Origin of the sequence: Lentzea sp. NPDC058450, assembly GCF_042721395.1 — a bacterium.
Classification (GTDB): Bacteria; Actinomycetota; Actinomycetes; order Mycobacteriales; family Pseudonocardiaceae; genus Lentzea.
Map to the genome: position 1 here is coordinate 269,894 of NZ_JBHXLO010000001.1, position 25,385 is coordinate 295,278.

Annotated in this window: 30 protein-coding genes; 15 read left to right on the forward strand and 15 right to left on the reverse strand. The window is 69.5% G+C overall.

Annotation, left to right across the window (positions count from 1 at the left end):
• The first annotated feature begins 3 nt into the window (after positions 1-3).
• Complete coding sequence (locus tag ACFWNN_RS01335; RefSeq protein WP_382437822.1) at positions 4-1,176, forward strand: epoxide hydrolase family protein; 1,173 nt, start codon at positions 4-6, stop codon at positions 1,174-1,176.
• Here ACFWNN_RS01335 and ACFWNN_RS01340 read toward each other — a convergent pair.
• Positions 1,145-2,086 (reverse strand): helix-turn-helix transcriptional regulator, encoded by a 942-nt coding sequence (locus tag ACFWNN_RS01340; protein WP_382437823.1) that lies wholly within the window; start codon positions 2,084-2,086, stop codon positions 1,145-1,147. The genes ACFWNN_RS01335 and ACFWNN_RS01340 overlap by 32 nt on opposite strands.
• A gap of 63 nt (positions 2,087-2,149) precedes the next feature.
• Here ACFWNN_RS01340 and ACFWNN_RS01345 point away from each other — a divergent pair, with 63 nt between their 5' ends.
• Complete coding sequence (locus ACFWNN_RS01345) at positions 2,150-2,515, forward strand: VOC family protein (protein WP_382437824.1); 366 nt, start codon at positions 2,150-2,152, stop codon at positions 2,513-2,515.
• Here the strand turns inward: ACFWNN_RS01345 and ACFWNN_RS01350 are convergent.
• Positions 2,512-2,679, reverse strand: a complete 168-nt coding sequence (locus tag ACFWNN_RS01350; protein ID WP_382437825.1) for a hypothetical protein — start codon at positions 2,677-2,679, stop codon at positions 2,512-2,514. The genes ACFWNN_RS01345 and ACFWNN_RS01350 overlap by 4 nt on opposite strands.
• Positions 2,680-2,822: 143 nt before the next feature.
• Entirely contained in the window at positions 2,823-3,392 is a 570-nt protein-coding gene (locus tag ACFWNN_RS01355; RefSeq protein ID WP_382437826.1) for a TetR/AcrR family transcriptional regulator, read from the reverse strand.
• A 67-nt stretch (positions 3,393-3,459) separates the two neighbouring features.
• Here ACFWNN_RS01355 and ACFWNN_RS01360 point away from each other — a divergent pair, with 67 nt between their 5' ends.
• The gene (locus tag ACFWNN_RS01360; protein WP_382437827.1) at positions 3,460-3,951 is read left to right on the forward strand and encodes an FBP domain-containing protein; all 492 of its coding nucleotides are present in this window, start codon (positions 3,460-3,462) and stop codon (positions 3,949-3,951) included.
• A gap of 290 nt (positions 3,952-4,241) precedes the next feature.
• Here ACFWNN_RS01360 and ACFWNN_RS01365 read toward each other — a convergent pair whose 3' ends face one another.
• The 4 genes from ACFWNN_RS01365 to ACFWNN_RS01380 all read right to left on the reverse strand — a co-directional run bounded on the left by ACFWNN_RS01365 (position 4,242) and on the right by ACFWNN_RS01380 (position 8,682).
• Positions 4,242-4,409, reverse strand: a complete 168-nt coding sequence (locus ACFWNN_RS01365; RefSeq protein WP_382437828.1) for a DUF397 domain-containing protein — start codon at positions 4,407-4,409, stop codon at positions 4,242-4,244.
• Positions 4,372-5,250 carry a helix-turn-helix domain-containing protein gene (locus tag ACFWNN_RS01370; RefSeq protein WP_382437829.1) on the reverse strand — a complete coding sequence of 293 codons (879 nt, stop codon included), beginning with the start codon at positions 5,248-5,250 and terminating at the stop codon, positions 4,372-4,374. The genes ACFWNN_RS01365 and ACFWNN_RS01370 overlap by 38 nt, the downstream gene beginning before the upstream one ends.
• Before the next feature lie 88 nt (positions 5,251-5,338).
• Positions 5,339-8,404 carry a tetratricopeptide repeat protein gene (locus ACFWNN_RS01375; RefSeq protein ID WP_382437830.1) on the reverse strand — a complete coding sequence of 1,022 codons (3,066 nt, stop codon included), beginning with the start codon at positions 8,402-8,404 and terminating at the stop codon, positions 5,339-5,341.
• Entirely contained in the window at positions 8,401-8,682 is a 282-nt protein-coding gene (locus tag ACFWNN_RS01380; RefSeq protein WP_382437831.1) for a hypothetical protein, read from the reverse strand. Before ACFWNN_RS01380 ends, ACFWNN_RS01375 begins: the two co-directional genes overlap by 4 nt.
• A gap of 149 nt (positions 8,683-8,831) precedes the next feature.
• Here ACFWNN_RS01380 and ACFWNN_RS01385 point away from each other — a divergent pair, with 149 nt between their 5' ends.
• Together ACFWNN_RS01385 and ACFWNN_RS01390 are read left to right on the forward strand one after the other, a co-directional pair.
• On the forward strand, positions 8,832-9,383 hold the full coding sequence (locus ACFWNN_RS01385; protein ID WP_382437832.1) for a TetR/AcrR family transcriptional regulator: 552 nt from the start codon (positions 8,832-8,834) through the stop codon (positions 9,381-9,383).
• 4 nt (positions 9,384-9,387) lie between these two features.
• On the forward strand, positions 9,388-10,833 hold the full coding sequence (locus ACFWNN_RS01390; protein ID WP_382437833.1) for a carboxylesterase/lipase family protein: 1,446 nt from the start codon (positions 9,388-9,390) through the stop codon (positions 10,831-10,833).
• On the opposite strand, the gene ACFWNN_RS01395 is transcribed toward ACFWNN_RS01390, so the two are convergent.
• Positions 10,830-11,600: an NAD(P)-binding domain-containing protein gene (locus tag ACFWNN_RS01395; RefSeq protein WP_382437834.1), complete on the reverse strand. Its 771-nt coding sequence runs from the start codon at positions 11,598-11,600 to the stop codon at positions 10,830-10,832. The two genes, ACFWNN_RS01390 and ACFWNN_RS01395, sit on opposite strands and share 4 nt — an antisense overlap.
• A 39-nt stretch (positions 11,601-11,639) precedes the next feature.
• Between ACFWNN_RS01395 and ACFWNN_RS01400 the strand changes: the two genes are divergently transcribed.
• Genes ACFWNN_RS01400 through ACFWNN_RS01410 form a run of 3 tightly spaced genes read left to right on the forward strand, consistent with a single transcriptional unit; the run spans position 11,640 to position 13,204 of the window.
• Positions 11,640-12,017 (forward strand): hypothetical protein, encoded by a 378-nt coding sequence (locus ACFWNN_RS01400; RefSeq protein ID WP_382437835.1) that lies wholly within the window; start codon positions 11,640-11,642, stop codon positions 12,015-12,017.
• Positions 12,018-12,074: 57 nt separating this feature from the next.
• On the forward strand, positions 12,075-12,671 hold the full coding sequence (locus ACFWNN_RS01405) for a DsbA family protein (protein WP_382437836.1): 597 nt from the start codon (positions 12,075-12,077) through the stop codon (positions 12,669-12,671).
• Entirely contained in the window at positions 12,668-13,204 is a 537-nt protein-coding gene (locus tag ACFWNN_RS01410; protein ID WP_382437837.1) for a vitamin K epoxide reductase family protein, read from the forward strand. The genes ACFWNN_RS01405 and ACFWNN_RS01410 overlap by 4 nt, the downstream gene beginning before the upstream one ends.
• Here the strand turns inward: ACFWNN_RS01410 and ACFWNN_RS01415 are convergent.
• Positions 13,183-14,010: an SDR family NAD(P)-dependent oxidoreductase gene (locus tag ACFWNN_RS01415; protein ID WP_382437838.1), complete on the reverse strand. Its 828-nt coding sequence runs from the start codon at positions 14,008-14,010 to the stop codon at positions 13,183-13,185. The two genes, ACFWNN_RS01410 and ACFWNN_RS01415, sit on opposite strands and share 22 nt — an antisense overlap.
• 101 nt (positions 14,011-14,111) lie before the next feature.
• Between ACFWNN_RS01415 and ACFWNN_RS01420 the strand changes: the two genes are divergently transcribed.
• Positions 14,112-14,918 (forward strand): helix-turn-helix transcriptional regulator, encoded by an 807-nt coding sequence (locus ACFWNN_RS01420; protein WP_382437839.1) that lies wholly within the window; start codon positions 14,112-14,114, stop codon positions 14,916-14,918.
• Here the strand turns inward: ACFWNN_RS01420 and ACFWNN_RS01425 are convergent.
• Both ACFWNN_RS01425 and ACFWNN_RS01430 read right to left on the reverse strand, forming a co-directional pair.
• Positions 14,895-15,440 carry an HAD-IA family hydrolase gene (locus tag ACFWNN_RS01425; RefSeq protein WP_382437840.1) on the reverse strand — a complete coding sequence of 182 codons (546 nt, stop codon included), beginning with the start codon at positions 15,438-15,440 and terminating at the stop codon, positions 14,895-14,897. The genes ACFWNN_RS01420 and ACFWNN_RS01425 overlap by 24 nt on opposite strands.
• Positions 15,437-16,174, reverse strand: coding sequence for a DeoR/GlpR family DNA-binding transcription regulator (locus tag ACFWNN_RS01430; RefSeq protein WP_382437841.1), 738 nt, complete (start codon positions 16,172-16,174; stop codon positions 15,437-15,439). The genes ACFWNN_RS01425 and ACFWNN_RS01430 overlap by 4 nt, the downstream gene beginning before the upstream one ends.
• A gap of 74 nt (positions 16,175-16,248) precedes the next feature.
• Between ACFWNN_RS01430 and ACFWNN_RS01435 the strand changes: the two genes are divergently transcribed.
• The 5 genes from ACFWNN_RS01435 to ACFWNN_RS01455 are packed head-to-tail and all read left to right on the forward strand — an operon-like array spanning position 16,249 to position 19,517.
• Positions 16,249-17,409: an MFS transporter gene (locus ACFWNN_RS01435; RefSeq protein WP_382437842.1), complete on the forward strand. Its 1,161-nt coding sequence runs from the start codon at positions 16,249-16,251 to the stop codon at positions 17,407-17,409.
• 10 nt (positions 17,410-17,419) lie between these two features.
• On the forward strand, positions 17,420-18,091 hold the full coding sequence (locus tag ACFWNN_RS01440; protein WP_382437843.1) for an RraA family protein: 672 nt from the start codon (positions 17,420-17,422) through the stop codon (positions 18,089-18,091).
• A 4-nt stretch (positions 18,092-18,095) separates the two neighbouring features.
• On the forward strand, positions 18,096-18,659 hold the full coding sequence (locus ACFWNN_RS01445; RefSeq protein WP_382437844.1) for a TIGR03086 family metal-binding protein: 564 nt from the start codon (positions 18,096-18,098) through the stop codon (positions 18,657-18,659).
• A 43-nt stretch (positions 18,660-18,702) separates the two neighbouring features.
• Positions 18,703-19,101, forward strand: a complete 399-nt coding sequence (locus tag ACFWNN_RS01450) for a VOC family protein (RefSeq protein ID WP_382437845.1) — start codon at positions 18,703-18,705, stop codon at positions 19,099-19,101.
• Positions 19,102-19,106: 5 nt separating this feature from the next.
• Positions 19,107-19,517 carry a YciI family protein gene (locus ACFWNN_RS01455; protein WP_382438391.1) on the forward strand — a complete coding sequence of 137 codons (411 nt, stop codon included), beginning with the start codon at positions 19,107-19,109 and terminating at the stop codon, positions 19,515-19,517.
• A 44-nt stretch (positions 19,518-19,561) separates the two neighbouring features.
• Here the strand turns inward: ACFWNN_RS01455 and ACFWNN_RS01460 are convergent, their stop codons facing one another.
• The 3 genes from ACFWNN_RS01460 to ACFWNN_RS01470 all read right to left on the reverse strand — a co-directional run bounded on the left by ACFWNN_RS01460 (position 19,562) and on the right by ACFWNN_RS01470 (position 24,064).
• Positions 19,562-22,711, reverse strand: a complete 3,150-nt coding sequence (locus ACFWNN_RS01460) for a S8 family serine peptidase (protein ID WP_382437846.1) — start codon at positions 22,709-22,711, stop codon at positions 19,562-19,564.
• A gap of 87 nt (positions 22,712-22,798) precedes the next feature.
• Complete coding sequence (locus ACFWNN_RS01465) at positions 22,799-23,500, reverse strand: aspartate/glutamate racemase family protein (RefSeq protein ID WP_382437847.1); 702 nt, start codon at positions 23,498-23,500, stop codon at positions 22,799-22,801.
• Positions 23,501-23,509: 9 nt separating this feature from the next.
• Positions 23,510-24,064 (reverse strand): TIGR03086 family metal-binding protein, encoded by a 555-nt coding sequence (locus ACFWNN_RS01470; RefSeq protein ID WP_382437848.1) that lies wholly within the window; start codon positions 24,062-24,064, stop codon positions 23,510-23,512.
• 67 nt (positions 24,065-24,131) lie between these two features.
• On the opposite strand from ACFWNN_RS01470, the gene ACFWNN_RS01475 reads away from it, so the two are divergent.
• Entirely contained in the window at positions 24,132-24,899 is a 768-nt protein-coding gene (locus tag ACFWNN_RS01475; protein WP_382437849.1) for a DUF6597 domain-containing transcriptional factor, read from the forward strand.
• Here ACFWNN_RS01475 and ACFWNN_RS01480 read toward each other — a convergent pair.
• Positions 24,892-25,329: a VOC family protein gene (locus ACFWNN_RS01480; RefSeq protein WP_382437850.1), complete on the reverse strand. Its 438-nt coding sequence runs from the start codon at positions 25,327-25,329 to the stop codon at positions 24,892-24,894. The genes ACFWNN_RS01475 and ACFWNN_RS01480 overlap by 8 nt on opposite strands.
• Between the last annotated feature and the right edge of the window lie 56 nt (positions 25,330-25,385).

The following is a 25,385-nucleotide window of genomic DNA, read 5'->3' on the forward strand; positions in this document are numbered from 1 at the left end:
CCCGTGCCGTTCCCCCTGGAGCCGAAGCCGATCCACGTCCCGGACGAGGTGCTCACCGACCTGCGCACCCGCCTGTCCCAGACCCGCGCACCCGTCGACGAAGGCAACGAGGACTGGTCCTACGGCGTCCCCGCCCGCTACCTGCACGAACTCGTCGCCTACTGGCGTGACGGCTTCGACTGGCGCCGAGCCGAGGCCCTCATCAACACCCACGAGCACTACGAAACCGACGTCTCCGACGTCCGCGTCCACTTCATGCGCACGCCGAGCCGTGCCGAACGCCCGATCCCGTTGATCCTCACCCACGGCTGGCCGTGGACGTTCTGGCACTGGTCCAAGGTGGTCGACCAGCTGGCGGACGACTTCGAGGTCATCGTCCCGTCGCTGCCGGGCTTCGGTTTCCCCGGACCGCTGACCGGCTTCCCGGACGTGAACTTCTGGAAGGTCGCCGACCTCTGGCACACCCTCATGACCGACATCCTGGGCCACGCCCGCTACGCCGCGGCGGGCTGCGACATCGGCGGCCTGGTCTCCAGCCAGCTCGGCCACAAGTACGCGGACTCGCTGCACGGCATCCACATCGGCTCCGGCCTGCCTCTCAACTTCTTCACCGGCGACCGGGCCTGGAACTTCGCGCACAACCGCCCGCTGCCCGAAGACCCCGATCTCCGCGCCCGCACGATCGAGCTCGACCACCGCTGGGCCACCCACCTGACCGTGCACATGCTCGACGGCGCCACCCTCGCCCACGGCCTGAGCGACTCACCGGCGGGCCTCCTGGCCTGGCTCCTCGAACGCTGGCACGCGTGGAGCGACGGCGACCTGGAGTCCGTCTTCACCAGGGACGACCTGCTCACCCACGCGACGATCTACTGGGCGACCAACTCGATCGCCACGTCGATGCGCTACTACGCCAACGCCAACCGCTACCCGTGGACGCCGTCGCACAACCGCGTCCCGGTCGTCGAGGCCCCGGTCGGCCTGACCTTCGTCAGCTACGAGAACCCACCTGGCGTCCACACCGCGCGCGAGCGGGTCGAGGCGTTCCTGGGCGGCCCGCTCGCCGGGTACTTCAACCACGTCAACGTGAACGCGCACGAGCGCGGCGGCCACTTCATCCCGTGGGAGAACCCGGACGCGTGGGTCAGCGACCTGCGCCGGACGTTCCTGGGCTGACCGCCCGTTCCATCAGCCGCCGCGCGCTTGCCACCACGAGGTCGCGCAGCTCGTCCGGCCTCTCGATCACGAACGGCAGGTCGAGCGAGGCGAGCACACCCGGCAGCCAGTCGAGCCGTTCCACCCGCAGCTCGACGTGCGACCACCCGTCGTCGCCCCGCTCCACCACCGCGACGCTCGCCGGCAGCCAGGCGCGGATCTGCTCGACGGTGCCCTGGATCCGCAACGTCACCTCGTGCCGGTGCGGCGCGGTGGCGAACCCGGCCAGCAGGCGTTCGGCCGGATCGAACGCCTCGGGTGGCTCGAACGAGCCCGGCAACGTCCGGACGGAGGCGATCCGGTCGAGCCGGAACGTCCGTTCCTCGCCCAGCACGGGATCGATGCCCGTGACGTACCACTTCCCGGCGTGCGCGACGAGGCCGTGCGCGTGCAACGCCCGTTCGCCGGAGGGGTAGCGGATCGACACTGGACGGTGGTGCGTCACCGCGTCGGCGAGCGCGAGCAGCACCGCCGCCTCCGGCACGGCGGCAGTGCCGGGCGAGGTGAACGCCAGCGCGCCGAGCAGGGCGTCGAGCCGTCCGCCGAGACGTGCGGGCAGCACCCGGCGGATCTTCGCGGCCGCGGTCTCGCTCGCCGTCCCCGTCACCGGGGCCAGCGCGACCAGCACCGCCAGCGCCTCGTCGTCGCTCAGCATCAACGGCGGCATCCGGTACCCGGCCACGAGCCGGTAGCCGCCGTGCCGCCCGCGCACCGACTCGACCGGAACGTCGAGGTCGAGCAGGTGGCCGACGTAGCGGCGCACGGTCCGCTCGTCGACCTCCAGCCGCGAGGCGAGCTCGGCGACCGTACGGACACCTCCGGATTGGAGCAGCTCCAAGAGCGAGAGCACGCGGGCGATGGGCCGGGTCACATCGACAAGTATCTCCGAAATACCGGGCGGGTTCTGCCCGGTATTGCTCCTAGCGTTCGAGCCATGAACTTCGCATCCATCCGCATCATCACCGCCGACGTCGCCCGGCTTACCGCCTTCTACGAACGCGCCACCGGCACCAGCGCCACGTGGGCCAACGACGACTTCGCCGAGGTCAAGCTGCCCGCCGCCACCCTCGCGATCGGCAGCACCCGCACCGTCGCGCTGTTCGCCGAGGGCAGCGCCGAGCCGGAGGCCAACCGCAGCGTCATCATCGAGTTCCTCGTCGATGACGTGGACGGCGTGCACCAGAACCTGGCGGGCGCCGAGGTCGTCCAGGAGCCGACGACGATGCCGTGGGGCAACCGGTCGCTGCTGGTCCGCGACCCCGACGGCAACCTGGTCAACTTCTTCAAGCGCCCCGCCTAGGCCCGCAGGACGGCCGGGTCGAGGCCGGGCAACGGTTTCTTGCGCAGCGCCTCGGCCAGGTAGGTCCGCATCGCGCGCCGGCCTTCGGTCTCGGGAAGGCGCGCCTCGACCACGTACACGCGTCCCCGCCCAGCCGTGTGGTCACCGAGCCAGGTCAGTGCCACGCGTCGGACGGCACGGTAGGTGGCGCGCCGTCTCCGGGCAGTGGGCCGTCGGGGAACCGGCGGTGGAGTGCGACCGCGTGGTCGTAGAGAGATCCGCTCATGCGCGGACGTGCGACTCGATTCTGTCGATCATGGTCGGGACTCTAACCCGCAGGCCAGGCGCGCAGCACCGAGTCGAGGGCGTCCAGGGCGCGTAGCCAGGACGCCTCGACGCCGCGCGGGTGGCTGTGGAACGCGCCCGACCGTTCCAGCGACACGAACCCGTGGAACGTGCTGTGCAGGAGCCTGACGGCGTCGGTCTGGTCGGGTTCCCACAGGTCGTAGCCCCGCAGGACGGCCCTGGTCATCTCGGCGTGTTTCGGCGCGGCGCTGTCCGCCGCCACGTCCGGGTCCAACGCCATCTGCGTGGCGGCGTAGCGGCCTGGGTGTTCGGTGGCGTAGCTGCGGTAGGCGCCGGCGAACGCGACCAGGGCGTCCTTGCCCGCGCGGCCCGCGATCGCCTCGGCCACCCGGTCGGCCAGTTCGGCGAGCGACTGGACGGCCAGGCGCACGCGCAGGTCCTGGGCGTTGCGGATGTGCGAGTAGAGGGAGGCGTCCTTCACGCCGAAGTGGCGCGCCAGGGCCGAGACCGTGACGTTCTCGAAGCCGACCTCGTCCGCCAGGACCGCCGCTGCCTCCGTGAGGCGGTCGGCCGAAAGCCCCGCACGTGCCATCCGTCACCCTTCCTAGGTGGCTTAATGATTTGCCTAGGACCTCTAGGTAAGCCTAGCGTTCCTGGTCATGAAGCCGCTGACCGAACACGACATCCGCGCGTCCTTCGTCAATTCCACCAAGGGCGAGGCGAAGCGCATGCACGTACCCAAGGATTTGGGCGAACGGCGCTGGGACGACCTCGACTTCCTCGGCTGGACCGACCCCGCAGCGCCCGACCGCTCGTACCTGGTGATGGAGCTCGACGGGTCGCTCGTCGGCATCGCGTTGCGGAGGGCCGCGCAGGCTGGACGGGCGCGCAAGACGATGTGCACGTGGTGCCTGACCACGCACTCCGGCGACGGCGTGTCGCTCATGTCCGCGCGCAAGGCCGGCAAGTCCGGTCAGCTCGGCAACTCCGTCGGCGTCTACGTGTGCGCCGACCTGCAGTGCTCGCTCTACCTGCGCGGCAAGAAGAGCGCGGGTCCGGGTTCGCGGTTCAAGGAGGCGTTGTCGCTCGACGACCAGGTCGAACGCATGACGGCCGGGATCAGCGCGTTCCTCGGCCGGGTGAACTCGTAGGCGTCAGAGCTCGAGGACCAACTCCGCGGTGCAAGCCCTGGCACACGGCCAGGGGTCGCCACACTCGGTGCAGCCGGTGGTGGCGGGTAGGTGCGTGTCGAGCACCTGAACCGCTCTGCTCCGGTAGCGCTCCAGGTCCGACTCCCAGTTGTGGCGGGAGCCCGCAGTCGCACTCGTCATGATCATCAGTCCTCGGCTCTGAGGTCGTCGGACTCCAGCATGCACCTGTGACGCCGATCACGGGCGGCAAATCACCGAACGGGTACGAATGGACAAGAGACAAGAAATTGTCAGCGGGCGGCGTCGCCCTTGGCCAGGCGCAGCAACGAACCCCACTGCCGGGCGTTGAGCTGCAGTTCCACGGCCGGCGACTTGCTGTCGCGGACGCCGACACCTCGACCGACCTCGACGCAGTTGCCGTCACTCGCGCTGAAGCTGCTCTTCCGCCACCTGGTCATGCCGCCACTCCTCACCGATGATGTCGGTGATCAGCTTCCTGGATTGCGCCGGGTCCAACGCCGTCCGAGCGAGTGATTCGACCACGGTGTTGTAGAGCCCGACGGAAGGCTGATCTTCGAGGAAGACGTTAGCCCCCTCGCTCTCCAGGTAGACGATGGGCGGGATCTTCTTGAAGTTCAGCAGGTCGAAGTCCCCGGCGAGACCAGCGTGCGGCCCGAACGACGTGGGAACCATGCGCACTGTCAGGTGCGGCAGAACCGACAGCCGCAGCAGGTGGTGCAGCTGCTCCGCCATGATCTCCGGGCTGCCTACCGGGAGCCGCAACGCCTGCTCGTGCATGAAGATGGCGACGGTTCGATAGCCGTCGAGGACGGCCCGCTGCCGGGCGCCCCGGTTCGCGACGAGTGGGTTGATCTCGTCGGCGGGAACCGGCTTGGCGATGGCGAGGTGGCGGGTGTAGGCGGGGACTTGGAGCAGTCCGTGCACGACGTTCATGGACCAGCCGGTGACGCGGGACGCGATCTTCTCGTGCTCGCGGAGCGTGCGGGCCCGGTCCGTCACGCCGGACTTGGCGGGCTGCAGCCAGTCGCGCTGGTGGGTCTCCCGGTGCAACGCCATCAGGTGCGCGAACTCGGCGGGCGGCGTCCGCAACAACCCCAGCAACTGGGCCAACTCGACGTCGCTGACGCCTTCCTTGCCGTTGATCAGCTCCGAGACCTTGGCCTCCTGCCAACCCAACAGAACGGCGGCTTCCCGGTTGGTCAGGCCGGCCGCGCGCAACAACGCGCGAATGGCGTCCCCGAACTCACGGCCCCGCACCGTTGATCTCCGCAATGGCATGCGGGAACGGTAGGGCCACCATTCCGTTTGGCTCCACCCATTCCCCCGACATCAACCTGAAAGCATGCGTTTTGGAAGTTCTCCAAAGTCATGTCAGCCGCTCCACGCGCCGCTGAACGTCCTCGGCGGCAGCAGCTTCGTCCAGGTCGGCCAGCGTGCGCAACGACGTGCCGAGAACGCGCAGGTCCGCGTCGAGACCGTCATCGTCGTGCTGCCGCACCAACGCGACGGCTCGCAATATCGGGGCGACTACTCGTTCGTTCTGCCCCGTTTCCGCCGAACGGCTCGCCAAGATGCTGAGCGCATCGGCCAGGCGAGGCAAGAAAAGGTTGATGTGAGCTTCGCAGAGCTTCTGGAAGATCTCGACCTCTCGCTCGGCTGGGCTGATCGACTTTTCGAACAGCCCCATCGCCGCCAGGTAATCCGACTGGTTGCCGAGTGCGTATGCGAGGCTCTCGAGATGAGCCTCTGGATTGGCCGCCGCAACCAAGTCCAGGATTGTGACAGCTCGTTGGACATGCGTGAGCGCTTGTTCAAGCTGATCCAGCGATGCCAAGTGATAGGACGCGTTGCTGAGCGCAATGGCCAGGGTAGGCAGATAGGCGTCCGGGTTTGCATCAGCGAGCTTCTGGATGAGGTGGACGGCCCGAAGTGTCGGGACGAGTGCCTCCTCGCGATTCCCCGCCTCCTGCAACTGAACGCCGAGGTTGCTGAGTGACCGCGCAAGGTCGGGCACGTAGGCGTCAGGCGAGGCTTCGGCAAGCTGTTCAAGGATCTCGACGGCTCGACGCGCTGAAACCAGCGATTCCTCGGGTTGACCTGCTTCCGCCCGCCGGACTGCCAGGTTGTTGAGCGCGACGGCGAGGTCAGGCAGCCAGGCAGCGGCGTTGGCGTCGGTGAGCCGTTCCCGGATTTCGGTTGCCCGCTCAACAGCGACCAGCGCCTGTTCGCTCCGTCCCGCTGCGGCCAAGCGGTTGGAGAGGTTGTTGAGCGCCATTGCGAGGTCGGGCAGATAGGAGTCCGGGTTCACCTCGGCCAGTCGCTCGACCATGGTGACGGCTCTTTCGGCCGGCACGAGGGCTTGCTCACGGTGTCCCATCTCCGCGAGGTGGCTGGCGAGGTTGGTGAGTGATGTGGCCAGATGAGGCAGGTGGACATCGGGGGCGGCCTCAGCGAGCCGCTCCTGCATTTCGACGGCGTGGCGAGCAAAGGTGAGTGCCTGCTCATGCTGCCCCAGGTTGCCCAATCGGCTGGCGAGATTACCGAGCGACTCGGCATGTCTCAGTGTGTAGGTGCCTGGGTCGGTCGCAGCGAGCTGCTTCCAGATCTCAACGGCGCGCCGCGCAGGTATCAGCGCAGGTTCGTGTCGACCGACAGCACCCAGTCGAATTGCGAAGTTGTGGAAGGACCTGGCCAGGTCCGGCAGGTGTACCTCGGGGTTGCCGTCGGCCAGTTGCTGGTGGAGTTCGACGGCGCGTCGGGCGGGAGCTACCGCCTGCTCACGCTGTCCGATGCCTGCCAACCGAATGCTGAGGTACGTCAGCACCTGGGCGTGCCGGAGGATTTCGACGTCGTACGCGTCAGGCCGCAGCGCCGTGTCCTCGGCCAGGCGCTGGGAGAGGTGGACGACGTCGACCGCCCGGCTGGTGGACGGTCCGAGCGATCTCAGCACCCAGTCGGCCGCCTCGACGTCGGCCGTCGGCAGGGCCTCTGGATCGGCGAGCACTGCGGCGAGGGCGTCGGTGAAACGGCCTGGGCTCAGCAGGATCGTGGGCAGCAGGTATCCCTTGGGGTGCCGGCGCACCAGGCTGTCCATCGTCCCGAGGAGGCGGCGGATCCCGGCCTCGAACCTGCGGTCCGCGCCGGGCGTGGACAGGCAGCGCGACAGCACCTTCGAGATGTGCTCCGCGACCTCCTGGTCGTCGGTGGCGCACAGCCGGGAGGCCAGGTCGGTCCAGTCGCCGTCGGAGGCGGCGCGCTCGGCGAGGCCCAGCAGGTGGCTGTCCGGCAGGCGGTCGGGGCGGGGTGCGGCCCAGACCGCCTGGTCGCCTGGGTAGAGCTTGCCGAGGACCTTGGCCGTGCGGCGGAACCAGGCGTCGTCGTGGTCGCCTTCGAGGTCGAGCGTGCGCAGCAGCCGCACGGCGTCGTCGAGGGTGGGCGCGGGCACCAGGAACGGGGCGGCCAGCAGCAGGTCGCGGTCGTGCGGGGACAGGTCGATCTGGTGGTCGGCGAGCAGCGACTTGACGTGCCGTGACTCGTGTGCGAGAAGGTCGCTGATCGGGTCGTTGCCCGAGGTGCGGACCGGAGGTTCGCCGCGGTGCACGGCGGCGGCGTCGAGGACGCGCAGGAGTGCGTCGGCGTACAGGTCGAGGGTGGTGGCGAACTCACGGGCGGTGTCGTCGGCGGTCGGTGTCGGTGTGGGCAGGCGTGCGGCGAAGCGTTGGACGGCGTCCGCGTGCAGTTCGTCTGCGGGCAGGTGGGTGGTCAGCGAGTCGAGGCGGGTCGGTTCGGGCTCGATCAGCAATGACCAGGTGGGGTCGGCGAGGAGCTCCGGCCACCAGTTGCCCTCGCTGCGGCTGAGGAGCAGCACCCGGACGGTGGGGGCGGTGCGGATGGTGACCAGTAGGCGGTGCAACGACAGGGGCGCGTTCTCTGCGTAGTCGACGACCAGCAGGGTTGTCGTCTTCTGGGCCGGGCGGCTGTGCAGGGCGGCGTCGATCTCCGCCCAGCGGAGGCGGGAGAGGTCCGACTCGGTTCCCTCGGCGAAGCTGAGGTCCAGGAAACCCGCGATGTGCTTGCCTGCTCGCAGGGCCTTGACCAGCTGCAATGCGGTCGTGGTCTTGCCCTGGCCTCCTCGGCCGCACACCAGGCGGACGCGCATTGGAGACCCGTCGGTGCACCAGGACAGCAGGTCCGTGTCCTCGGGGCGGGGCTGGACCGGGACGACACCGGCGTCGGGGCGTAGCCAGGTCAGGGGACGGTCGGTGGCGTGGTGTCCGGTGTCGGGTCCGAACAGCAGGTGCTGCACGCTCGCCCGGCGCCGTGGTGAGCGCACCTTGATCGGTGGGCGGTCAGCCGTCACGTTCACGATGTTGTGGTCGCCCAGGACCACCTGGCTGTGGTCGACCGACCCCAGCACCGACCGTTCGATCACCGTTGGACCTGGTTCCCGTCGCCGGTGATCACGGTGCTGTTGCTGACGTCGCCGGTGACCGAGCGTTCGATCGAGGTCGGTGCGGGCGGTTCCTGGGCCTTGTTCAGCCAGAGCGCCACGCCGGCCGCGGCGGCGGTCAGGACGACCACTGCGAGCCAGGCCCAGGGGTTGGTCTTCCAGTCGGTGGCCAGGTTGATCACGATCGCGATGCCGGACGTGACCACCGCGGTGGCGACGGTCGGTGCGATGACTCGGCGGGCGACGGAACCCTCGGCCACGGCTGCTCCCCTCGGTGCGTTCCTACTGCTGATCGCGCGTTAGGCGCCTGGTGTTTCCGTCCGAATGATGCCGGAGGAGACGGGGTCGTCGCGGCTGATCCCGGCGGTTTGCTCGGGCGTGCTAAGTTTTGCTTGTGCGAGCAAAATCGGTGACCGAGCAGGCTCGGCGGGCGCAGATCGTGGCGGCCGCCATCGCGACGGTGGCGGAGCTGGACTACGCGGAGACGTCGTTCAAGGCGATCGCGGCGCGGGCCGGTCTGAGCAGCACCGGGTTGATCTCGTACCACTTCAGGAACAAGCAGGAGCTTGTCGACGTGGTGTTCGCGAACATCTTGGAGCGGTTCCAAGGGTTTGTGAGCGCTCGGATGGGGCAGGGGTCCGCTCGGGAGGAGTTGCGGGCGTTCTTGAGCGCAAACATCGCCTTCCTGCGGGAGCACCGGGACGACATGGTGGCGTTCCTGCGGATCCGGGCCCACTCGGCGGTGACGGACGGGGGCATCGCCGATTCCGATCACGTGGAGCTCGCCGGGTTCTTGCGCAGGGGGCAGGAGGCCGGCGAGTTCCGCGTGTTCGACCCGGAGGTGATGGCGGTGTTCGTGCTCGCCATGCGCAACGGAGTCGTGCTGCGGTCCGGGGCACTCGATCTCGACGTCTGCGAGAGGGAGTTGATCGCGGCCGTCGAGCTGATGACGGGGAGGTAGGAGCATGCGTCGGGGGACGTTGCTGGCCGCGTTGCTGCTGGTCAGTGCATGTGGAACGGGGGAAGCCATGCCGTCGGACGTGGTCGTCCTGGACACGGGACAGGTCCGGGGTGAGGTGCGGGACGGGCACTTGCGGTTTCAGGGGGTGCCGTACGCGGCCAAGCCCGAGCGGTGGAAGCCGCCGGTCAGGGCCGCGGCGTGGAGCGGGGTGCGGGAGGCGACTGAGCCCGGCAGTCCGTGTCCGCAGGTGGGGTCGAGTTACTCCGAGACCAGGTCGGTGGAGGAGGACTGTCTCTTCGCCAACGTCACCACGCCGTCGACTGGCGGGCGCAAGCCCGTGCTGGTGTGGGTGCACGGGGACGGGGCGATCGGGGCCGGGCACTTCTTCGACGCGGAACGCCTTGCGCGGCTAGGCGACGTCGTCGTGGTGACGTTCAACTACCGGATGGGGGTGTTCGGCGGGTTCGGGTTGCCTGGGCTGGAGCACTCCGGGGAGTTCGGGTTGCTCGATCAGCGGGCGGCGTTGGAGTGGGTCCAACGCAACATCGCCGCGTTCGGCGGGGATCCGGGGAACGTGACGTTGTTCGGGGTGTCGTTCGGCGCCACGGCTGTCGGAGCGCACCTGATCGGGCCGCAGCCCCTGTTCCACAAGGCGATCATGCACAGTTCGTTCACGTTGGTGGACGTGCCGAAGGGTGCCTGGTTTCCGGACCTGGAGGCGTTGCCTTCGCTCGCGTGGCGGGCGGTGCCGGAGATCCAGGAGATCGGGGCGATGATCGGCTCCGAGCTCGGGTGCGCGGACGTGGAGTGCCTGCGGCGGTTGCCGGTGGAGAAGCTGCTGGACTATCCGCAGATCATGAACATCTTCCAGCCGGTCGGGTACGGCGGTGAGCTGTTGCCGAAGTTTCCGGGTGAGTCGCTGGAGACCGGGGAGTTCGCGGACGTGCCGATCCTGGCCGGGTCGACGCGGGATGAGCACACCAGCTTCGTGGAGTTGTTCCGGCCGGAACCCATGTCGGCCGCGGACTACTCACGGCTGGTGCGGGAGGCGTTCCCGGATCGTGCGGCGGAGATCGAACGGGAGTATCCGGTCGGGACGTACGCGTCGCCGAAGCAGGCTTGGGCCGCGTTGCTGACGGACCGGGTGTGGGCGCGGGCCACGTTCCGGCAGAACACGCTGTACGCGAAGAAGGCGCCTGTGTACGCGTTCGAGTTCGCGGACCGGGACGCGAGGCACTCGGCGGACATCGACTACCTGTTCCCCGACAGGGACTTCACGAAGGACCGCGGGCTGTCGGACCACATGATCAAGGCGTGGACGGACTTCGCCCGCACGGGTTCGCCTGGATGGCCTCGGTTCGACAAGGGGCAGTACGTGCAGTCGCTGGCGCCGGGGGCGATCGGCCGCGTCGACTTCGCGGCCGAGCACAGGCTGGCGTTCTGGCGTTAGGGGCGGCGCAGGTCGGCCAGGAGGGCTTCGAGCGTGCGCTTCAGGGCGTCGGAGTTCTCCTGGCCGTACCAGGTGGTGCGGACGCGTTCGTTGCTGCCGTGCGGGGTCTCGTGGTCGGCGGCGAGCTCGGGCAGGGTGCGGGTCTGGTCGCCCAGGGAGCGGCCCACGTTCTCGAAGAGGCCCCGGACGTAGCGGTCGGCGTCGTCGCTCGCGATGCCGTGGCTCGACGCCCACTCGGCGAGCGTGACCAGGAACGCGTAGTGGCTGGTCAGGGTGCCGGTCAACGCCGAGAACACGTCGAAGATCGCCTCGTCCGCGACCGGCAGCGCTCCCCCGAGGACGTCGAACATCGCGTTCACGACCGGGTCGGACGGGTGCACGACGGTGACGGACATGCGTTCACGCACGGCGGGCAACGGGATGGCCCGGACCAGCGGGGCAACAGTGTCCAGGATCGAGCGCAGGTCGTCGTTGGAGACGCCCGCCATGACGTTGACGACGATCTTGTCGCCCGGGATGTGCAACCCGGCCAGCGAATGGCGGTCGGGGCCGCGCACCGCGATCAGCACCAGGTCGGAGCGGTCCACCACCTGCTGGTTGTCGGTGCACAGGTGCACGGCCTCGTAGCGTTCGGCCAGGTCAGCGGACGCGCCGCGGGGCGACAGGTGGATCTCCGGGGTCGGGTCGCCGTCGTGCCGCAGGCCCTCGACAACGGCCTTGCCGATCTCGCCCACCCCGATGACGCCTACGCGTTGCAATGTGCCCACTTGCGCCAGCGTAGGGCGCGGGTCGCTACTCTGGATCACGTGCCTGGCACCCGCAGCTCGCGAACCCGTGCGTACATCGCGCGGGTCATCGCCGTGCTCGCGTTGGTGGCCGGGGTCGCGATGATGCAGGGCACGCCGTGCGAGTCGGAGTTCGCCTGGACCGCGCAGTGTCCTACGTCGGCGACCAGCTCGATCGCGTTCGTGGTGGACGACGTGGACGCCGGCTCGTCGGTGCTCGACGGCATCCTCGTCGCGGGGGCGTGCCTGGTCGTGGCGCTCGCCGTGCTCATCGGGTTCGCGCTGCTGCGCCGGTCCGGAGCGTTCCGGACGCTCGCGCTGACGCTGCCCTCGGTGCTCTCTCCCCCGTCCCGCCGCCTGGAAGTGCGGCTGGCCCAGCTCTGCGTGTTGCGCGCCTAGACCGAACCCGTTCCGCGGTTCCTCGGTCTTTTTCGCGTACCTCGTGGAGGTTTTGTCATGTCCAAGAACGCTCGTCTGTCGTTGATCATCGTGGCCGTGGTGGCGGTCGTGGTCGCCGGGTTCTTCCTGTTCAGCCGCACGGACACCACTGCGGCGCCGCAGTCCGCCGACGGGAAGGTGACCGTCGTCGAGTACCTCGACCTCGAGTGCCCGTCGTGCCGCGCCGCCTACCCCGGCGTGGAGAGGCTGAAGGTCGAGTACGCCGACCGCGTCATGTTCGACGTGCGGCACTTCCCGATCCCCAGCCACCGCAACGCCGAGCTGGCCGCCGTCGCGGTCGAGGCGGCGGGCGCGCAGGGCAAGCGGGACGAGATGTTCAAGGTGATGTTCGAGTCGCAGCAGCAGTGGGGCGGGCAGCAGACGTCGCAGCGCGCGGTGTTCACCGGTTTCGCGCAGCAGCTCGGCCTCGACCAGGCCGCGTTCGAGAAGGCGCTGGACGACTCGGCGCTGCGCACCCGCGTGCTGGCCTCCCGTGACGAGGGCAGCAAGGCCGGCGTCACGGGCACGCCGACGTTCTTCATCAACGGCACCAAGTTCACCGGCGCGCCGTCGTACGACGCGCTGAAGAAGGCCATCGAGAAGGAGCTTTCGTGAACCGGATCGTCGCGTGGGTGCTGGCGCTCGGCGGGTTCGTCGGGCTCGGCGCGTCCTTGGTGCTGACGATCGAGAAGATCGCGCTGCTCAAGGACCCGTTCTACGTGCCGACGTGCAGCATCAACCCGGTGCTGAGCTGCGGTTCGATCATGAAGACCGCGCAGGCCGAGGTGTTCGGGTTCCCGAACCCGCTGATCGGCGTCGTGGGCTTCGCGGTGGTGACGACGCTGGGCGTGCTGCTGCTCGCCGGCGTGGAGCTGCCGTCGTGGGTGTGGATCGGGCTGCAGGTCGGGGCCACGTTCGCGGTGCTGTTCGTGCACTGGCTGATCGTCCAGTCGCTGTACGAGATCCGCGCGCTGTGCCCGTACTGCATGGTCGTGTGGGCGGTGACGATCCCGATCTTCTGGTACACGACGCTCCGCAACATCCGGCCGCAGTTCCAGTTCCACAGCGTCGTGCTGATCCTGTGGTACCTGGTGATCGCGGCCGGAGTGCTGCAGGCGTTCTGGTTCTACTGGTCGTCGCTGGTGTGACCCTGCGCGAGCCGGGCGACGTGGTCCCAGTCCTCCAGGCTCGCGAGACGGCCCGCGTACTCGGTGCGCACCGCCTCCAGGCCGCCGGTCCCGAACAACGCGCGGATCGGCGGCTCGGGGGCGTCCACCAGGGCGAACAGGGCGTCGGCGGTGGTCGCGGGGTTGCCGGGGCTGAAGCCTGCGGCACCTGCGTAGAGGGCGTGGTGGGCGTGCTCGTAGGCGGGGTCGGTGGTGGCCTTCGGGGACCGGGTCATGAGGGTGGTCGGGAACATCACCGGCTCGATCAGCGTGACGTGGATGCCGTACGCGGCGACCTCGGCGGCCAGTGACTCGCTCACGGCTTCGAGAGCCCACTTGGAGGCCTGGTAGATGCCGAGCGCCGGGTAGGCGAGCAGGCCGCCGAGGGACGAGACCTGCAGGATCCGTCCCTGACGGCGTGCGCGCATGCCGGGCAGCACGGCGCGGGTGGTCCAGAGGGCGCCGAGGTAGTTGACCTCCATCTGGGCGCGGATCTGGTCGTCGGTGGCCTCTTCGACGGCGGCGGTCAGCATGTGTCCGGCGTTGTTGACGAGGACGTCGATGCCGCCGAACGTGCTCTCGACGGTCTGGACGGCCGCGCGGACGGCGTCGGCGTCGCTGACGTCGAGCTTCAGCGGCAGGAAGCGGTCGCCGTACTGCTCGGCGAGCGGTTCGAGCGAGGTGGTGTCGCGGGCCGCGGCGGCGAGGCTGTCGCCGCGGGCGAGGATGGCGTGGGTCCAGACGGCGCCGAGGCCGCGGGACGCTCCGGTGAGCAACCAGGTCTTCATGGCTTTCAGCTTTGCGCTGGTCAAGGTGGGTAGGCAGAGTCGGTCCACCCAGGGATTCGCGATCTCTGGCTGGGGTGCGCGCGGTGGCGCAGACTCGGGGCGTGGACACGAGGCAGCTGGCTGATTTCCTGCGGGTGCGCCGGGAGTCGCTCGACCCGAAGGAGGTCGGGCTCGCGGGGACCGGGCGGCGGCGGACGCCGGGGTTGCGGCGCGAGGAGGTCGCGCGGCTGGCCGACATCTCGACCGACTACTACACGCGGATGGAACAGGACCGGGCGCCGCAGCCGTCGCCGGGCGTGCTGAAGGCGATCACGAGGGCGTTGCGGCTGTCGCTGGACGAACGCGACCACCTGTTCAGGCTGGCCGGGCACCCGCCGCCGGACCGCCGCCGCGCCGACGACCACGTGGCGCCGGCCTTGTTGGGGGCGCTGGACCGGCTCCACGACGTGCCGGCGCAGGTGATGACGGACCTCGGGATCACGCTGGTGCAGAACGACCTGGCGCGCGCGGTGTTCGGTGACCTCACCCGGCGGGAGTCGGTGGTGTACCGGTGGTTCACCGATCCGTCGTCACGGGCGGGGTACCCGGTGGCCGACCACGCGGCGGAGTCGCAGGCGCTGGTGGCCGACCTGCGGGCGACGGCCGGGCGGCGAGCCGATGCACAGGCGCTGGTCGACCGGTTGACGCGGGAAAGTGCCGAGTTCGCGGCGTTGTGGCGGCTGCACTCGGTGGAGGTCATGCGCAACCGGCGCAAGCGGATCCTGCACCCGTCGGTGGGGTTGCTGGAGCTCGACTGCCAGGTGCTGGTGGACGAGGAACGCTTCCAGTTGCTCGCCCTCTTCTCCCCCGCGCCCGGCACGCCGACGGCGGAACGGCTCGCGTTGCTAGGGCTGGTTGGCGCCGAGTAGGGCGCGCAGGCCGTCGATGCCGGTGAAGTGGTGGCCGCGCATGCCGACCAGCTCCGCGGCCTGGACGTTCTCCAGGCGGTCGTCGACGAACAGGATGTCGTCGCCCGGCAACCGGTCGCGGCACCACTCGAACGCGGCGCGGTCCGGTTTGGCGTGGCCGATGCGGCACGAGAACGCGCGCACCTCGAACAGGTCCAGCCACGCGTGGGTGCGTTCGAAGTTGCGGGCGTGGTCCTCGGGGATGTTGGACAGCAGCGCGATCCGCTGGCCCGCGTTGTGCAGTTCGTGCAGCAGCGCGACCATCTCGTAGTCGACGCGGCTCCAGCTCGCGACGTCCTGCTCCACGAGCGGTGGGTGGCCCACGCGTGCCCAGTACTCATCGGCCGTGACGTCGCCACGGTCGTAGGCGGGGCGGTGTGCCCAGTAGGCGTCCCAGAAGTCCTGTTCGGCGGACATCTCGTTCATGACCTCGGGTGACTGGTCGCGCGCGATGACGCCGAACATGTCGAACAGCACGATCACGCCGTCACCACCGTGACGCCCGCGGCGGTCAGGCCGTCGTCGCCGTCCGCGTCGGTGACCACGGCGTGCAGCGCGGACGCCGGGGCGACGTGGGCGAGCGCGGTGCGGGTGAGCTTGGAGGCGTCGACGGCGGCGATCACGCGCCGGGCCGAGGTGAGGGCGGTGCGTTTCACGGAGGCGTCTTCCAGGTCGAAGGCGGTCAGGCCGTGTTCGGCGGACAGGCCGCAGCAGCCGATCACGGCGGTGTCGAAGCGCAGGGCCTGCAGTGAGGCGAGCGTCAACGGTCCGGTGAGGGCTAGCTCGCCCGGTCTCGGGCGGCCGCCGGGGACGAGCAGCGTGACGGTCGACGACGACGCGAGTGCGTTGACGGCGTGCAGGGACAACGGCATGACGGTCACGCGCCGGTCGTGCAGCAGGCGGGCCACCTCGAGGCAGGTCGTGCCGCTGTCCAGGACGACGGACTCGCCGTCGGCGATCAGTGCGACGACAGCCTGGGCGATGCGGCGCTTCGCGTCCATGTTCTCGTCCGAGCGCAGCGCGAACGGGGGCTCCTCGCCGCGCAGCAGCAGGCTGCGGGCGCCGCCCCGGTAGCGTTCGAGAACGCCCTGGGAGGCGAGAACCTCCAGGTCGCGGCGGATGGTCATCTCGGAGGCGCCGGTGAGCGTCGCCAGGTCCGCCACACCGAGCGAGCCGGCGTCGCGGACGGCCTCGGTGATCTGCTTCAGTCGGGACACGACGGCGATTGAACATCAGTGGTGTTCGAAACACAACCTTTCAAACATGCGAACCGTTCGTTAGCGTGTTCGATGTGAGCGCTCTCAAGGCCGCGCGGGTGGCCACCTTCACGTACTTCGGGCTCAACGGGTTCCTGCTCGGCTTGTGGCTCGTGCACATCCCCACGGTCGAGGACCGCACGGGCATCACGCACGCCGAGCTCGGCCGGCTGCTGCTGTTGCTCGGGCTCGGCGCGTTCATCGGCATGCGCATCGGCGGCAAGATCACCGACCGGCTGGGCGTGAAGTTCATCGTTCCGGTGTCGGGTGTGCTGTGCAGCATCACGGCCGCACTGCCCGGCTTCGCCGTGAACCAGTGGACGCTCGGTGCGGCGCTGCTCCTCTTCGGCGTCGGCAACGGCCTGATGGACGTCACCATGAATGCCCACGCCGTGGTCGTCGAACGGCACTACCAGCGTCCGGTGATGTCGGCGTTCCACGCCACGTGGTCGCTCGGCGGTGTCGCGGCGGCGTTGACCGGCGCACAGACGTTGGGCTGGGAACTCTCCCCCGCCGTCACGCTCACCGCGGCCGGTGTCCTCGGCATCGTCGTCAGCCTCGCCACGGGCCGGTTGCTGCTCAACGAGAAGGAGGAGCAGCACGCCGAGGCGCAGACCGTGAAGCGCAAGGTCCCGCGCAAGATCTGGATCATGGCCGTGCTCGCGGCGCTGGTGATGCTGAGCGAGGGCGCGGCCAACGACTGGAGCGTGCTGCACCTGCAGGACATCCTCGGTGCCTCGCCGCAGCTCGCCGCGTTCGCGTACGGCGCGTTCGCCACGACGATGACCGTCGGCCGCCTGCTCGCAGACCGGGTCACCGCCAAGGTCGGGTCTGTGCCGGTGCTGCGCTGGGGCTCCGCGATCGGCGCCGTCGGCATCGCGACCGCCGCGCTGTCGCCGTGGATCTGGCTCGCGCTGGTCGGCTGGGCGATCGCCGGTATCGGCCTGTCGGGCACGGTGCCGCAGCTGTTCAGCGCCGCGGGACACCACGAACCGGGCGCGGCGGCGGCCAACGTGTCGCGCGTGGCGGGACTCGGCTACCTCGGCATCCTCGCCGGGCCCGCGGTGATCGGCTGGCTCACGCACGTCATGCCGCTCAACTACGCGTTCCTGCTGCCGGTCGGGTTCTGCCTCATCGCGGCGTTGTCGGCCAACGTCCTGAAGGCCGAGCACGCCGAGGAGAAGGTCGCGGCGTAAGAATGCCCGCATGGATCTCGCCGAACTCGACCTGACCACCGCGCACCTCGCCGACGCGTGCATCCGCTCCGGCGTCCCGGTCCGCACGGCCGTCGTGTCGCCCGTCGTCGCGGGCTGGAAGGCCTGCGGCCGGGTGCTGCCCGCCCGGCACGCGGGCAGCGTCGACATCTTCCTGGAGGCGATCGAACGCTCGCAGCCCGGCGACGTGCTGGTCGTGGACAACGACGGCCGCGCCGACGAGGCCTGTGTGGGCGACCTGATCGTGCTGGAGGCGCAGGCCGCCGGGCTCGCGGGCGTGGTGATCTGGGGGCTGCACCGCGACACCCAGGACATCCGCGCGATCGGGTTGCCGGTGTTCAGCCTCGGCGCGAACCCGACCGGGCCGTTGTCGTTGCGCGACCGGGCGCCCGAGGCGTTGTCGACGGCCGAGGTGGACCAGTGGACCGTCACCTCCGACGACGTCGTGTTCGGCGACGACGACGGGGTGTTGTTCGTGCCGGCCGACCAGGTCGAGGCGCTGATCGAGAAGGCGCGCGGGATTCGGGACGTCGAACGAGCGCAGGCGGACCGGGTGCGGCAGGGTGAGTCCCTGCGCAGCCAGCTGCGGTTCGGCGAGTACCTCGCGAGCGGGGTGACGTTCCGCGAGCACCTGCGCCGGATCGGCGGCGCGGTCGAGGAGTGAGGCCATGATCGAGGAGAGATATCGGGCTAGGGCCGACGCCTTTGAGGCGAAGGTGGCCGCGGTGCTGTCCCATCAGTGGGACAACCCCTCGCCGTGCGCCCGGTGGACGGCGCTGGAGGTCGTCGACCACGTCATCGACATGCACGGCGTGATGGTCGGCCACCCGATCACCCGCACCGAGGACCCGCTCACGGACTTCCGCGAGGCACGCCGCGTGGTCGAGGAGGCGCTGGCCTCGCGGGGTTCCGAGGAGGTGAGCACGCCGGGCGGGCCTATGACGCTGGCGGACCACGTCGACCAGGTCGTGAGCGACGACCTGGTGCTGCACGGCTGGGACCTCGCCCGCGCCACCGGCCAGGACGAGAAGATCCCCGCCGCCGACGTCGAACGGCTGTGGGCGACGGCCACCGCGGTCCCGGCCGAGCTGATGGAACGGTTCCGCACGCCGGGCGCGTTCGGTCCGGGCATCGAGGTCTACGGGCCGGAGGTGCCGGTGCCCTCCGAGGCGTCCCTGCAAGACCGGCTGCTCGGGTATGTGGGTCGGGACCCCATGTCGAAAAGTCTCTGACCTGGTTCGACGCGTGAGCAAAGGTCGCTGAAAGGAACTCCTCATGGACTGGACCCTGGAAGTCATCGTCGTGCCGGTGTCGGACCTCGACCGCGCCAAGCGGTTCTACTCCGAGCAGCTCGGGTTCACCGTGGACCACGACACGACGTTCAACGAGGACACCCGCGTCCTCCAGCTCACCCCGCCCGGCTCCGGCTGCTCGATCGTCATGGGCAAGGGCATCGTGAAGGGCGAGCCGGGCACGTTGAAGGGCGTGCAGCTCGTCGTCTCGGACCTGGAGAAGGCCCGCGCGCAGCTGGTCGAGCGCGGCGTCGAGGTGGGCGAGATCGTGCGGATGAACGAGGCGGACGGAGGGTCGTTCATCTTCTTCGACGACCCGGACGGCAACAGCTGGGCCGTGCAGGAGATCAAGGCCCGCGCGAACGGTGGGGAGTGGAAGTGAAGTACATGCTGGTCAGCTACGGCGGCAGCCAGGAGGACTGGGAGGGCCTCGCGGCGTGGTCGGACGAGGACATGCACCGCATGATCGCCTACATGCGCGACCTGGACGCCGAGCTGCGCGCGTCCGGTGAGCTGCTGCAGTCCGAGGGGCTGAGCGGTCCGGCGCGGGCGTTCGTGGTGCGGGGCAGCGACAGCGGCCCGCAGGTCGTGGACGGGCCGTTCGCGGAGTCCAAGGAAGTGATCGCCGGGTACTGGGTCGTGGACGTCGCGAGCCAGGAGCGGGTGCTGGAGATCGCGCAGAAGGCGTCGGCGTGTCCGGGGCCGGGCGGGAAGATCCTGAACCAGCCGATCGAGGTGCACCCGATCATGTCGGCGCCGGACGTCGACCCGGAGACGCTGGCGCCGTACCAGAAGTAGCGGAGGGGGTGGAGCCGGTGCGTGCCGGCTCCACCCCCTCGCCGTCACTTCAGGTCGTACGCGCGGATGATCGTCTGCTGGACGTCACCGCCCGCGTCCGCCGCCCGCGCCTTGAACGACACGTTCTTGGCGCCGTGCGGGTGGATCAGCGTGACCTGCCAGCCGCTCCGCGTCTTGCGCAGCGACACCGGCTTCCACGTCTTGCCCTCGTCGTAGGACACCTGCACGGCCGGGTCCTTGATGTTCGTGACGGGCCCGGTTCCGTTGCGCTCCACCGTGATCGGCACGGTGACGACGCGGCCGGCGCGGTTGTGGTCGTCGAGCTGCGGGGCGAACCGCACCGCGAGCACCGGGATCGACTTGTACTCCTCGCCCGGCACGTTCTCGGAGTAGAACGACCAGGTCGCGTCCACCTTCGACGACAGGCCGTCGCGCGATGACGTGGTCTCGACCGTGTAGCGCTTCTTCGCCGCCGGCGCGTTCGGCACGTTCACCGAGCCCGAGTACGGGACGTCGGAGATCACCTCGCCGTCGGCCTTCACGACCGTGCGCGCGTCGCGTTCGCCGGTCGAGCCGGACGAGTTCTGCGCGCTGTGGAGCGGCAGGCTGAAGCGCAGCTGGTTGCCCACCCGGCCCGCGAACCGGACGTTCGCCCCGTCGAACGGCACGCCGGGGCCGTAGACGGCGCTGTTCCAGTGCTCGGTGACGGTTCTGCCCGTCTTGAACACGCGGGGCACGACTCCGAACTGGTAGCCGATCAGCTCGGGCCCGCCGGGCGTCGCCTGCTCGTTCAGCGAGCCCGTCCAGGGGACGTTCGGGGTGTAGAACTCCTTGAGGCGCAACGGGAGCGGCCCTGAGGCGCCGTAGTCTCGCTGGCCGCCGGAGCCCGGTACGCGGGCGTGGATGATCGAGTCGACGCGGGCCAGGTCGCGGTCCTTCACGACGCGCTGGAGGCCGGCCGGGACGCGGGTCTTCTCGGCGATGCGGACGTAGTACTGGTACGGGCTGCCCGCGAAGCCGCCCTTGCCGTCGGGCTTGGCCATGACGCTGCCCGCGTGGAAGTCGAACTTCGGGTGCGACGTCGCGGACGGGCGGACGGCGACACCGTCGAAGTTGTTGAGGATCCAGGTGGCGCCGGTGCCTCCCCACGAGGTCTCGAGGAGGAACGCCAGCTCTGCCTGGGCGGGCGCGGCCTCCTGCTCGACGGCGATCGACGGCTTCGTGCCGTCGCGGCCGCTGACGGTGAGCGTCGTGTCGCCGGTGACGCTGTACGCGGGTTCGATCACGATGGTGGAGACGCCGCGCTTCGTCGGGTCGGCGTCGGGGGTGTAGACCGACGAGTCGAAGAAGTACTCGCCCTTGGGCAGGCGCTGCACGAGCGTGCCGGACGGGTCGAAGCGGAAGTACGCCTGCGGCTGGTCGAGGCTGACGAACCGGTAGTTGTAGTCCGGGGTCGGCCGGCCGTTGCCGTCGACGAACTTCAGCGTGACGTCGTAGCTCTCGACCTCCTTCACGACACCGACCGGGACGCGCGTGCCGTCGGAGGACAGCACCACGGCGCCGTAGACGCCGTCGGGCACGGACGTGCGGGTGTCGGCGGTGACGACCGCGTCCGCAGTGCCACCTGCGGGGATCGTGAGCTTCGCCGGCGAGACCGTGATCAGGCCTGCGGCGGGCTTGGCCTCCGTCACGCTCAGGTCGAGCGTCACGGCGGTCGCGCCGGGGTTGCGGTAGGTCAGCTTCTGCGTGATGGGCTGGTCGTCGTCGTGCGGCCACAACGCGGTGCCGAGCGAGAAGCTGCCGTGGTTCGTGGTGACCGCGGCGGTCACGGCACGGCCCACGTCGAGACGTCCGGCGCCCTGGTCGTAGATCGTGAGCGACGGGTTGGGCTTGGCGCTGTTCATCAGCGCGGCCTTGATGTCCTCGGCCTTCCACGCCGGGTTCTTCGACGCCAGGATCGCCGCCGCTCCGGCCACGTGCGGGGTGGCCATCGACGTGCCGGACAGCGCGACGTGACCGTCCCCGACGGGCGTGCCGATCTGGCCGTTCTTGGCCTTCGCCGCCACGATGTCGACACCCGGCGCGGTGATGTCGGGCTTCACCGCGTTGTTCACCCAGCGCGGACCGCGCGAGGAGAAGTCGGCGAGCTTGTCGTCGCGGTCCACGGCGCCGACGGTGAGGGCTGCGTCGGCGGACGCGGGCGAGCCGATCGGGCCGCCGGAGTTGCCGGCCGCGACCACGAACAACGCGCCGGTCTGCTCGGTGATGCGGTTGAGGGCGAGCGACATCGGGTCGGTGCCCTCGTCGGGCCACGAGCTGCCGAGGCTCATGTTGACGACCTTGGCCTTGGCCGCGGCCCACTCCATGCCGGCGATGATGTCGCTCTCGCGGCCGCCGCCGTAGTCGCCGAGCACCTTGCCGTTGATCAGCTTGGCGTCGGGCGCGATGCCCTGGTACTTGCCGGCGCCGGTGACCGTGGACGCGACGTGCGTGCCGTGGCCGACGCGGTCGTCGGTGGTGTCGCTGTCGGAGAAGTTCTTCGACTCCACGACCGCGCCCGCGAGGTCCGGGTGGGTCTCGTCGACGCCGGTGTCGAGGATCGCGACGGTGACGTCCTTGCCGGTGAAGCCCTTCTCCCACGCCTGGGGCGCGCCTACCTGCGCGGCGCTGCGGTCCAGGGACGCGGTCACTTTCCCGTCGAGCCAGATCTTGCCGGTGCCCGCCGCCCGCGCACCGGACCAGAACGAGCCGTCCTTCGCGACCGTGATCGCACGGCCGTCGATGCTCGGCAACGCCTCCGCGTTCGCCGCGCTGATCCCCTGCCCCTGCACGATCAGCGGAAGCGTCTTGCTGGCGGCGTCGTCGTAGCCGGATCTGGCGAGCAGCGAGACGTCGAACAGCCGCTCGTCGAGCTCACCGGAGTCGAGCCACGCCTGGGCGTCGAGCGGGACGACGTGCAGGTCGCCGCGCGGGTCGGTGAACGTGCGGAACCCGACGTTCTCCCTGCCCTTGGCGCCTCTGGCCTGCACCTGGCCCTTGTTCACGACGACCTGGTCACCGGTCACGAGCGTGACCCTGGTGGTCAGGTCGCCCGCGCGCACCTGCTGTTCCTGCGGCGCCGCCGAGGCGGGAACGGCTGCCGTGGCGGCAACCACGACAGCCGTCAGCCCCAGGGCGATGTGTGATCGTTTCAACGGAAACTCCCCTAGTTCACCGTGGAGGGAATAGCCCTCAGTGACTAGGACCCTTCGCTGCGTGGCGGAGTTGCAGCGGAGAGTGGATCAGTTGTTCCCAGATTTCGTCTGGATCGCCCGATCCACCGCGGCCTCGACGTGCAGGCGGGTCGTCGGGAACACCGGCAGCGGCACGTCCGCCTGCGAGATCAGCAGCTCGATCTCGGTGCAGCCGAGGATGACGCCCTCCGCGCCCTCGAACTTCGCGATCACGTCCTGGTACGCGCGGCGGGACTCGTCGCGGACCACGCCGACGCACAGCTCGTCGTAGATGATCCGGTGCACGGTCGCCCGGTCCTCTTCCGACGGCACCAGCACCTTCAGGCCGTGCGACTCCAGCCGTTCGCGGTAGAACGGCTGGTCCATGGTGAAGCCGGTGCCGAGCAGGCCGACGGTGGTGATGCCGTTGTTCCTGATTGCCTGCGCGGTGGTGTCGCCGAGGTGGATCACCGGGATGCCGACGGCGGCCTGGACCTGGTCGAACACCTTGTGCATGGTGTTGGTGCAGATCAGCAGGAAGTCGGCGCCGCCGGCCTCGACGCTCGCGGCCGCGTCGGCGAGCGCCTTGCCCGCGTCGTCCCAGCGGCCTTCGAACTGCATGCGTTCGATCTCGGCGAAGTCGACGGAGTGCAGGACGAGCTTCGCGGAGTGCAGCCCGCCGAGGCGTTCGCGTACCAGCACGTTCGCCAGCCGGTAGTACTCCGCGGTGCTCTCCCAGCTCATCCCGCCCAGCAACCCGATCGTCAGCATGGGACCCAGTCAAGCACTCCAGCGCGGGTCGCGGCCCGTCGCGGCCAGCAACTGCTCGAACGGCGACGCGTCGGCGGGGGCGTCGACGGCGGGCTTGAAGACGTTCATCTCGGTGGCCATCGGGCCCATCTGCGTGACCAGGGCGTGGACCTCGGTGAACACCTCGCCGTCCGGCTCGAACCGCTGGCCGGTGGCCTGGGCGAGGTCGGAGATGTGGATCGTGAGGTCGAGCAGCACGAGGCCGCCGACGGTCTGCGCGGGCATGCCCATGTTGCCGGCGATGCCGTCGGTGGCGCCGGGTTCGCCCCACGCGTCGACGAGCTTCGCGGTCTCGGCCGGGTACTGCGCGCGCCAGTCCGGGTAGGCCGGGGTGTGGCTGAAGTCGGCGTCCTGCTTGGCGGCGAGCTTCTGGAACTCCACGACGACGTGCAGCAGGTGGTCGAGCAGGGCTTTGACGTCGTAGTCGGCGCACGGGGTGGGCCTGGACAGGTCGTCGTCGGTGATGTTCGCGATGACGGGCAGTGCGTGGTCGCGGGCTCGGTCGAGCAGAACGCTGAGCTTCATGGCACTCACGGTATTTCTCGGTGTTCCGGCGTTCTTGAAGAAACACGCCAACCTAGGATCTCGGGTTGTGCAGCCGCGCCGGGACACTCGGGGGATCGTGGACGCGCGCGAGCTGTTCGCCCGCGTGCGGTTCCGCCGACGGATGCCGTGTACGGAGTTGCAGCCGTACCTGGAGCACTACTGGCTGATCGACGGCGAACTGGACGCCCCGTACACCTCGCACGTCGTGCCGCACCCGTCGGTGAACATCGTCTTCGAGCGGGGACTGGACCGTCCCGAGGTCGCGGGCGTGGGGCTCGGCCTGTTCAGCCGGACGTTGACCGGGCTGGTTCGGGTCGCGGGTGTGCAGTTCCGGCCCGGCGGGTTCCGGCCGTTCCGCGCGGAGCCCGTGTCGGAGTGGACCGGACGGCACGTGCGGCTCGACGTCTCGTCGGCTCAAGTGCTCGACGTGGAGGACGAGGACGAGCGGGTCGCCGCTCTGGACGCGTTCCTGCTGGGCATAGGGCCGGTGGCGGATGCGCAAGCGACGCTGGCGATGGACCTGGTCCAACGGATTCGCGACGACCGGGAGATCCAGCGGGTCGCGGACTTCGCGCGCTCGTGCGGGCTGTCGGTGCGGTCGATGCAACGGCTGTTCGCGGACTACGTCGGCGTCAGCCCGAAGTGGGTCATCCTGCGGTATCGCATTCACGAGGCGTTGGAGCGGGCCGAGTCGGACGTCGAGTGGGCGCATCTGGCCGCTGACCTGGGCTACAGCGACCAGGCCCACCTCGTCCGGGACTTCACGCAGACCGTCGGTGTCTCCCCCACGGCGTACGCGCGCGCTCTCACGTGAGGTACTCGCACAGCTCGATGAGCATGCCCTCGGGGCCACGGACGTAACAGGTCTTGAGCATGCCCTGGTAGTTCTCGACGTTGCGGACGACCTCGGCGCCGTGCGGCTTGAGGCGGGCGAGGGTGTCGTCGAGGTCGTCGACGGTGAACGCGACGTGCCGCAACCCCAGGGCGTTGATCGGGGCGTGTGAACTGCCGTCGATGGCGTCGGGCTTCGCGAACTGGCTGAACTCGACGCGGTACTGGCCGTCCGGGGTCTTCAGCATCGCGATCTCGCTGACCGACCCGTCGAGGCCGATGACGCCGTCGACGAACTCGCCCTCCATGTGCGCCTTGCCTTCGAGCTCCATGCCGAGCTCCTCGAAGAACGCGACGGCGGCCGCGAGGTCGGTGACGGTCATCCCGACGTGGTGCATGCTCTTGATGCTCATGCTCCAGGGACGGTACTCACGCCTGGTTCTCGACATCGGAAGTGGTCCAACTTCGC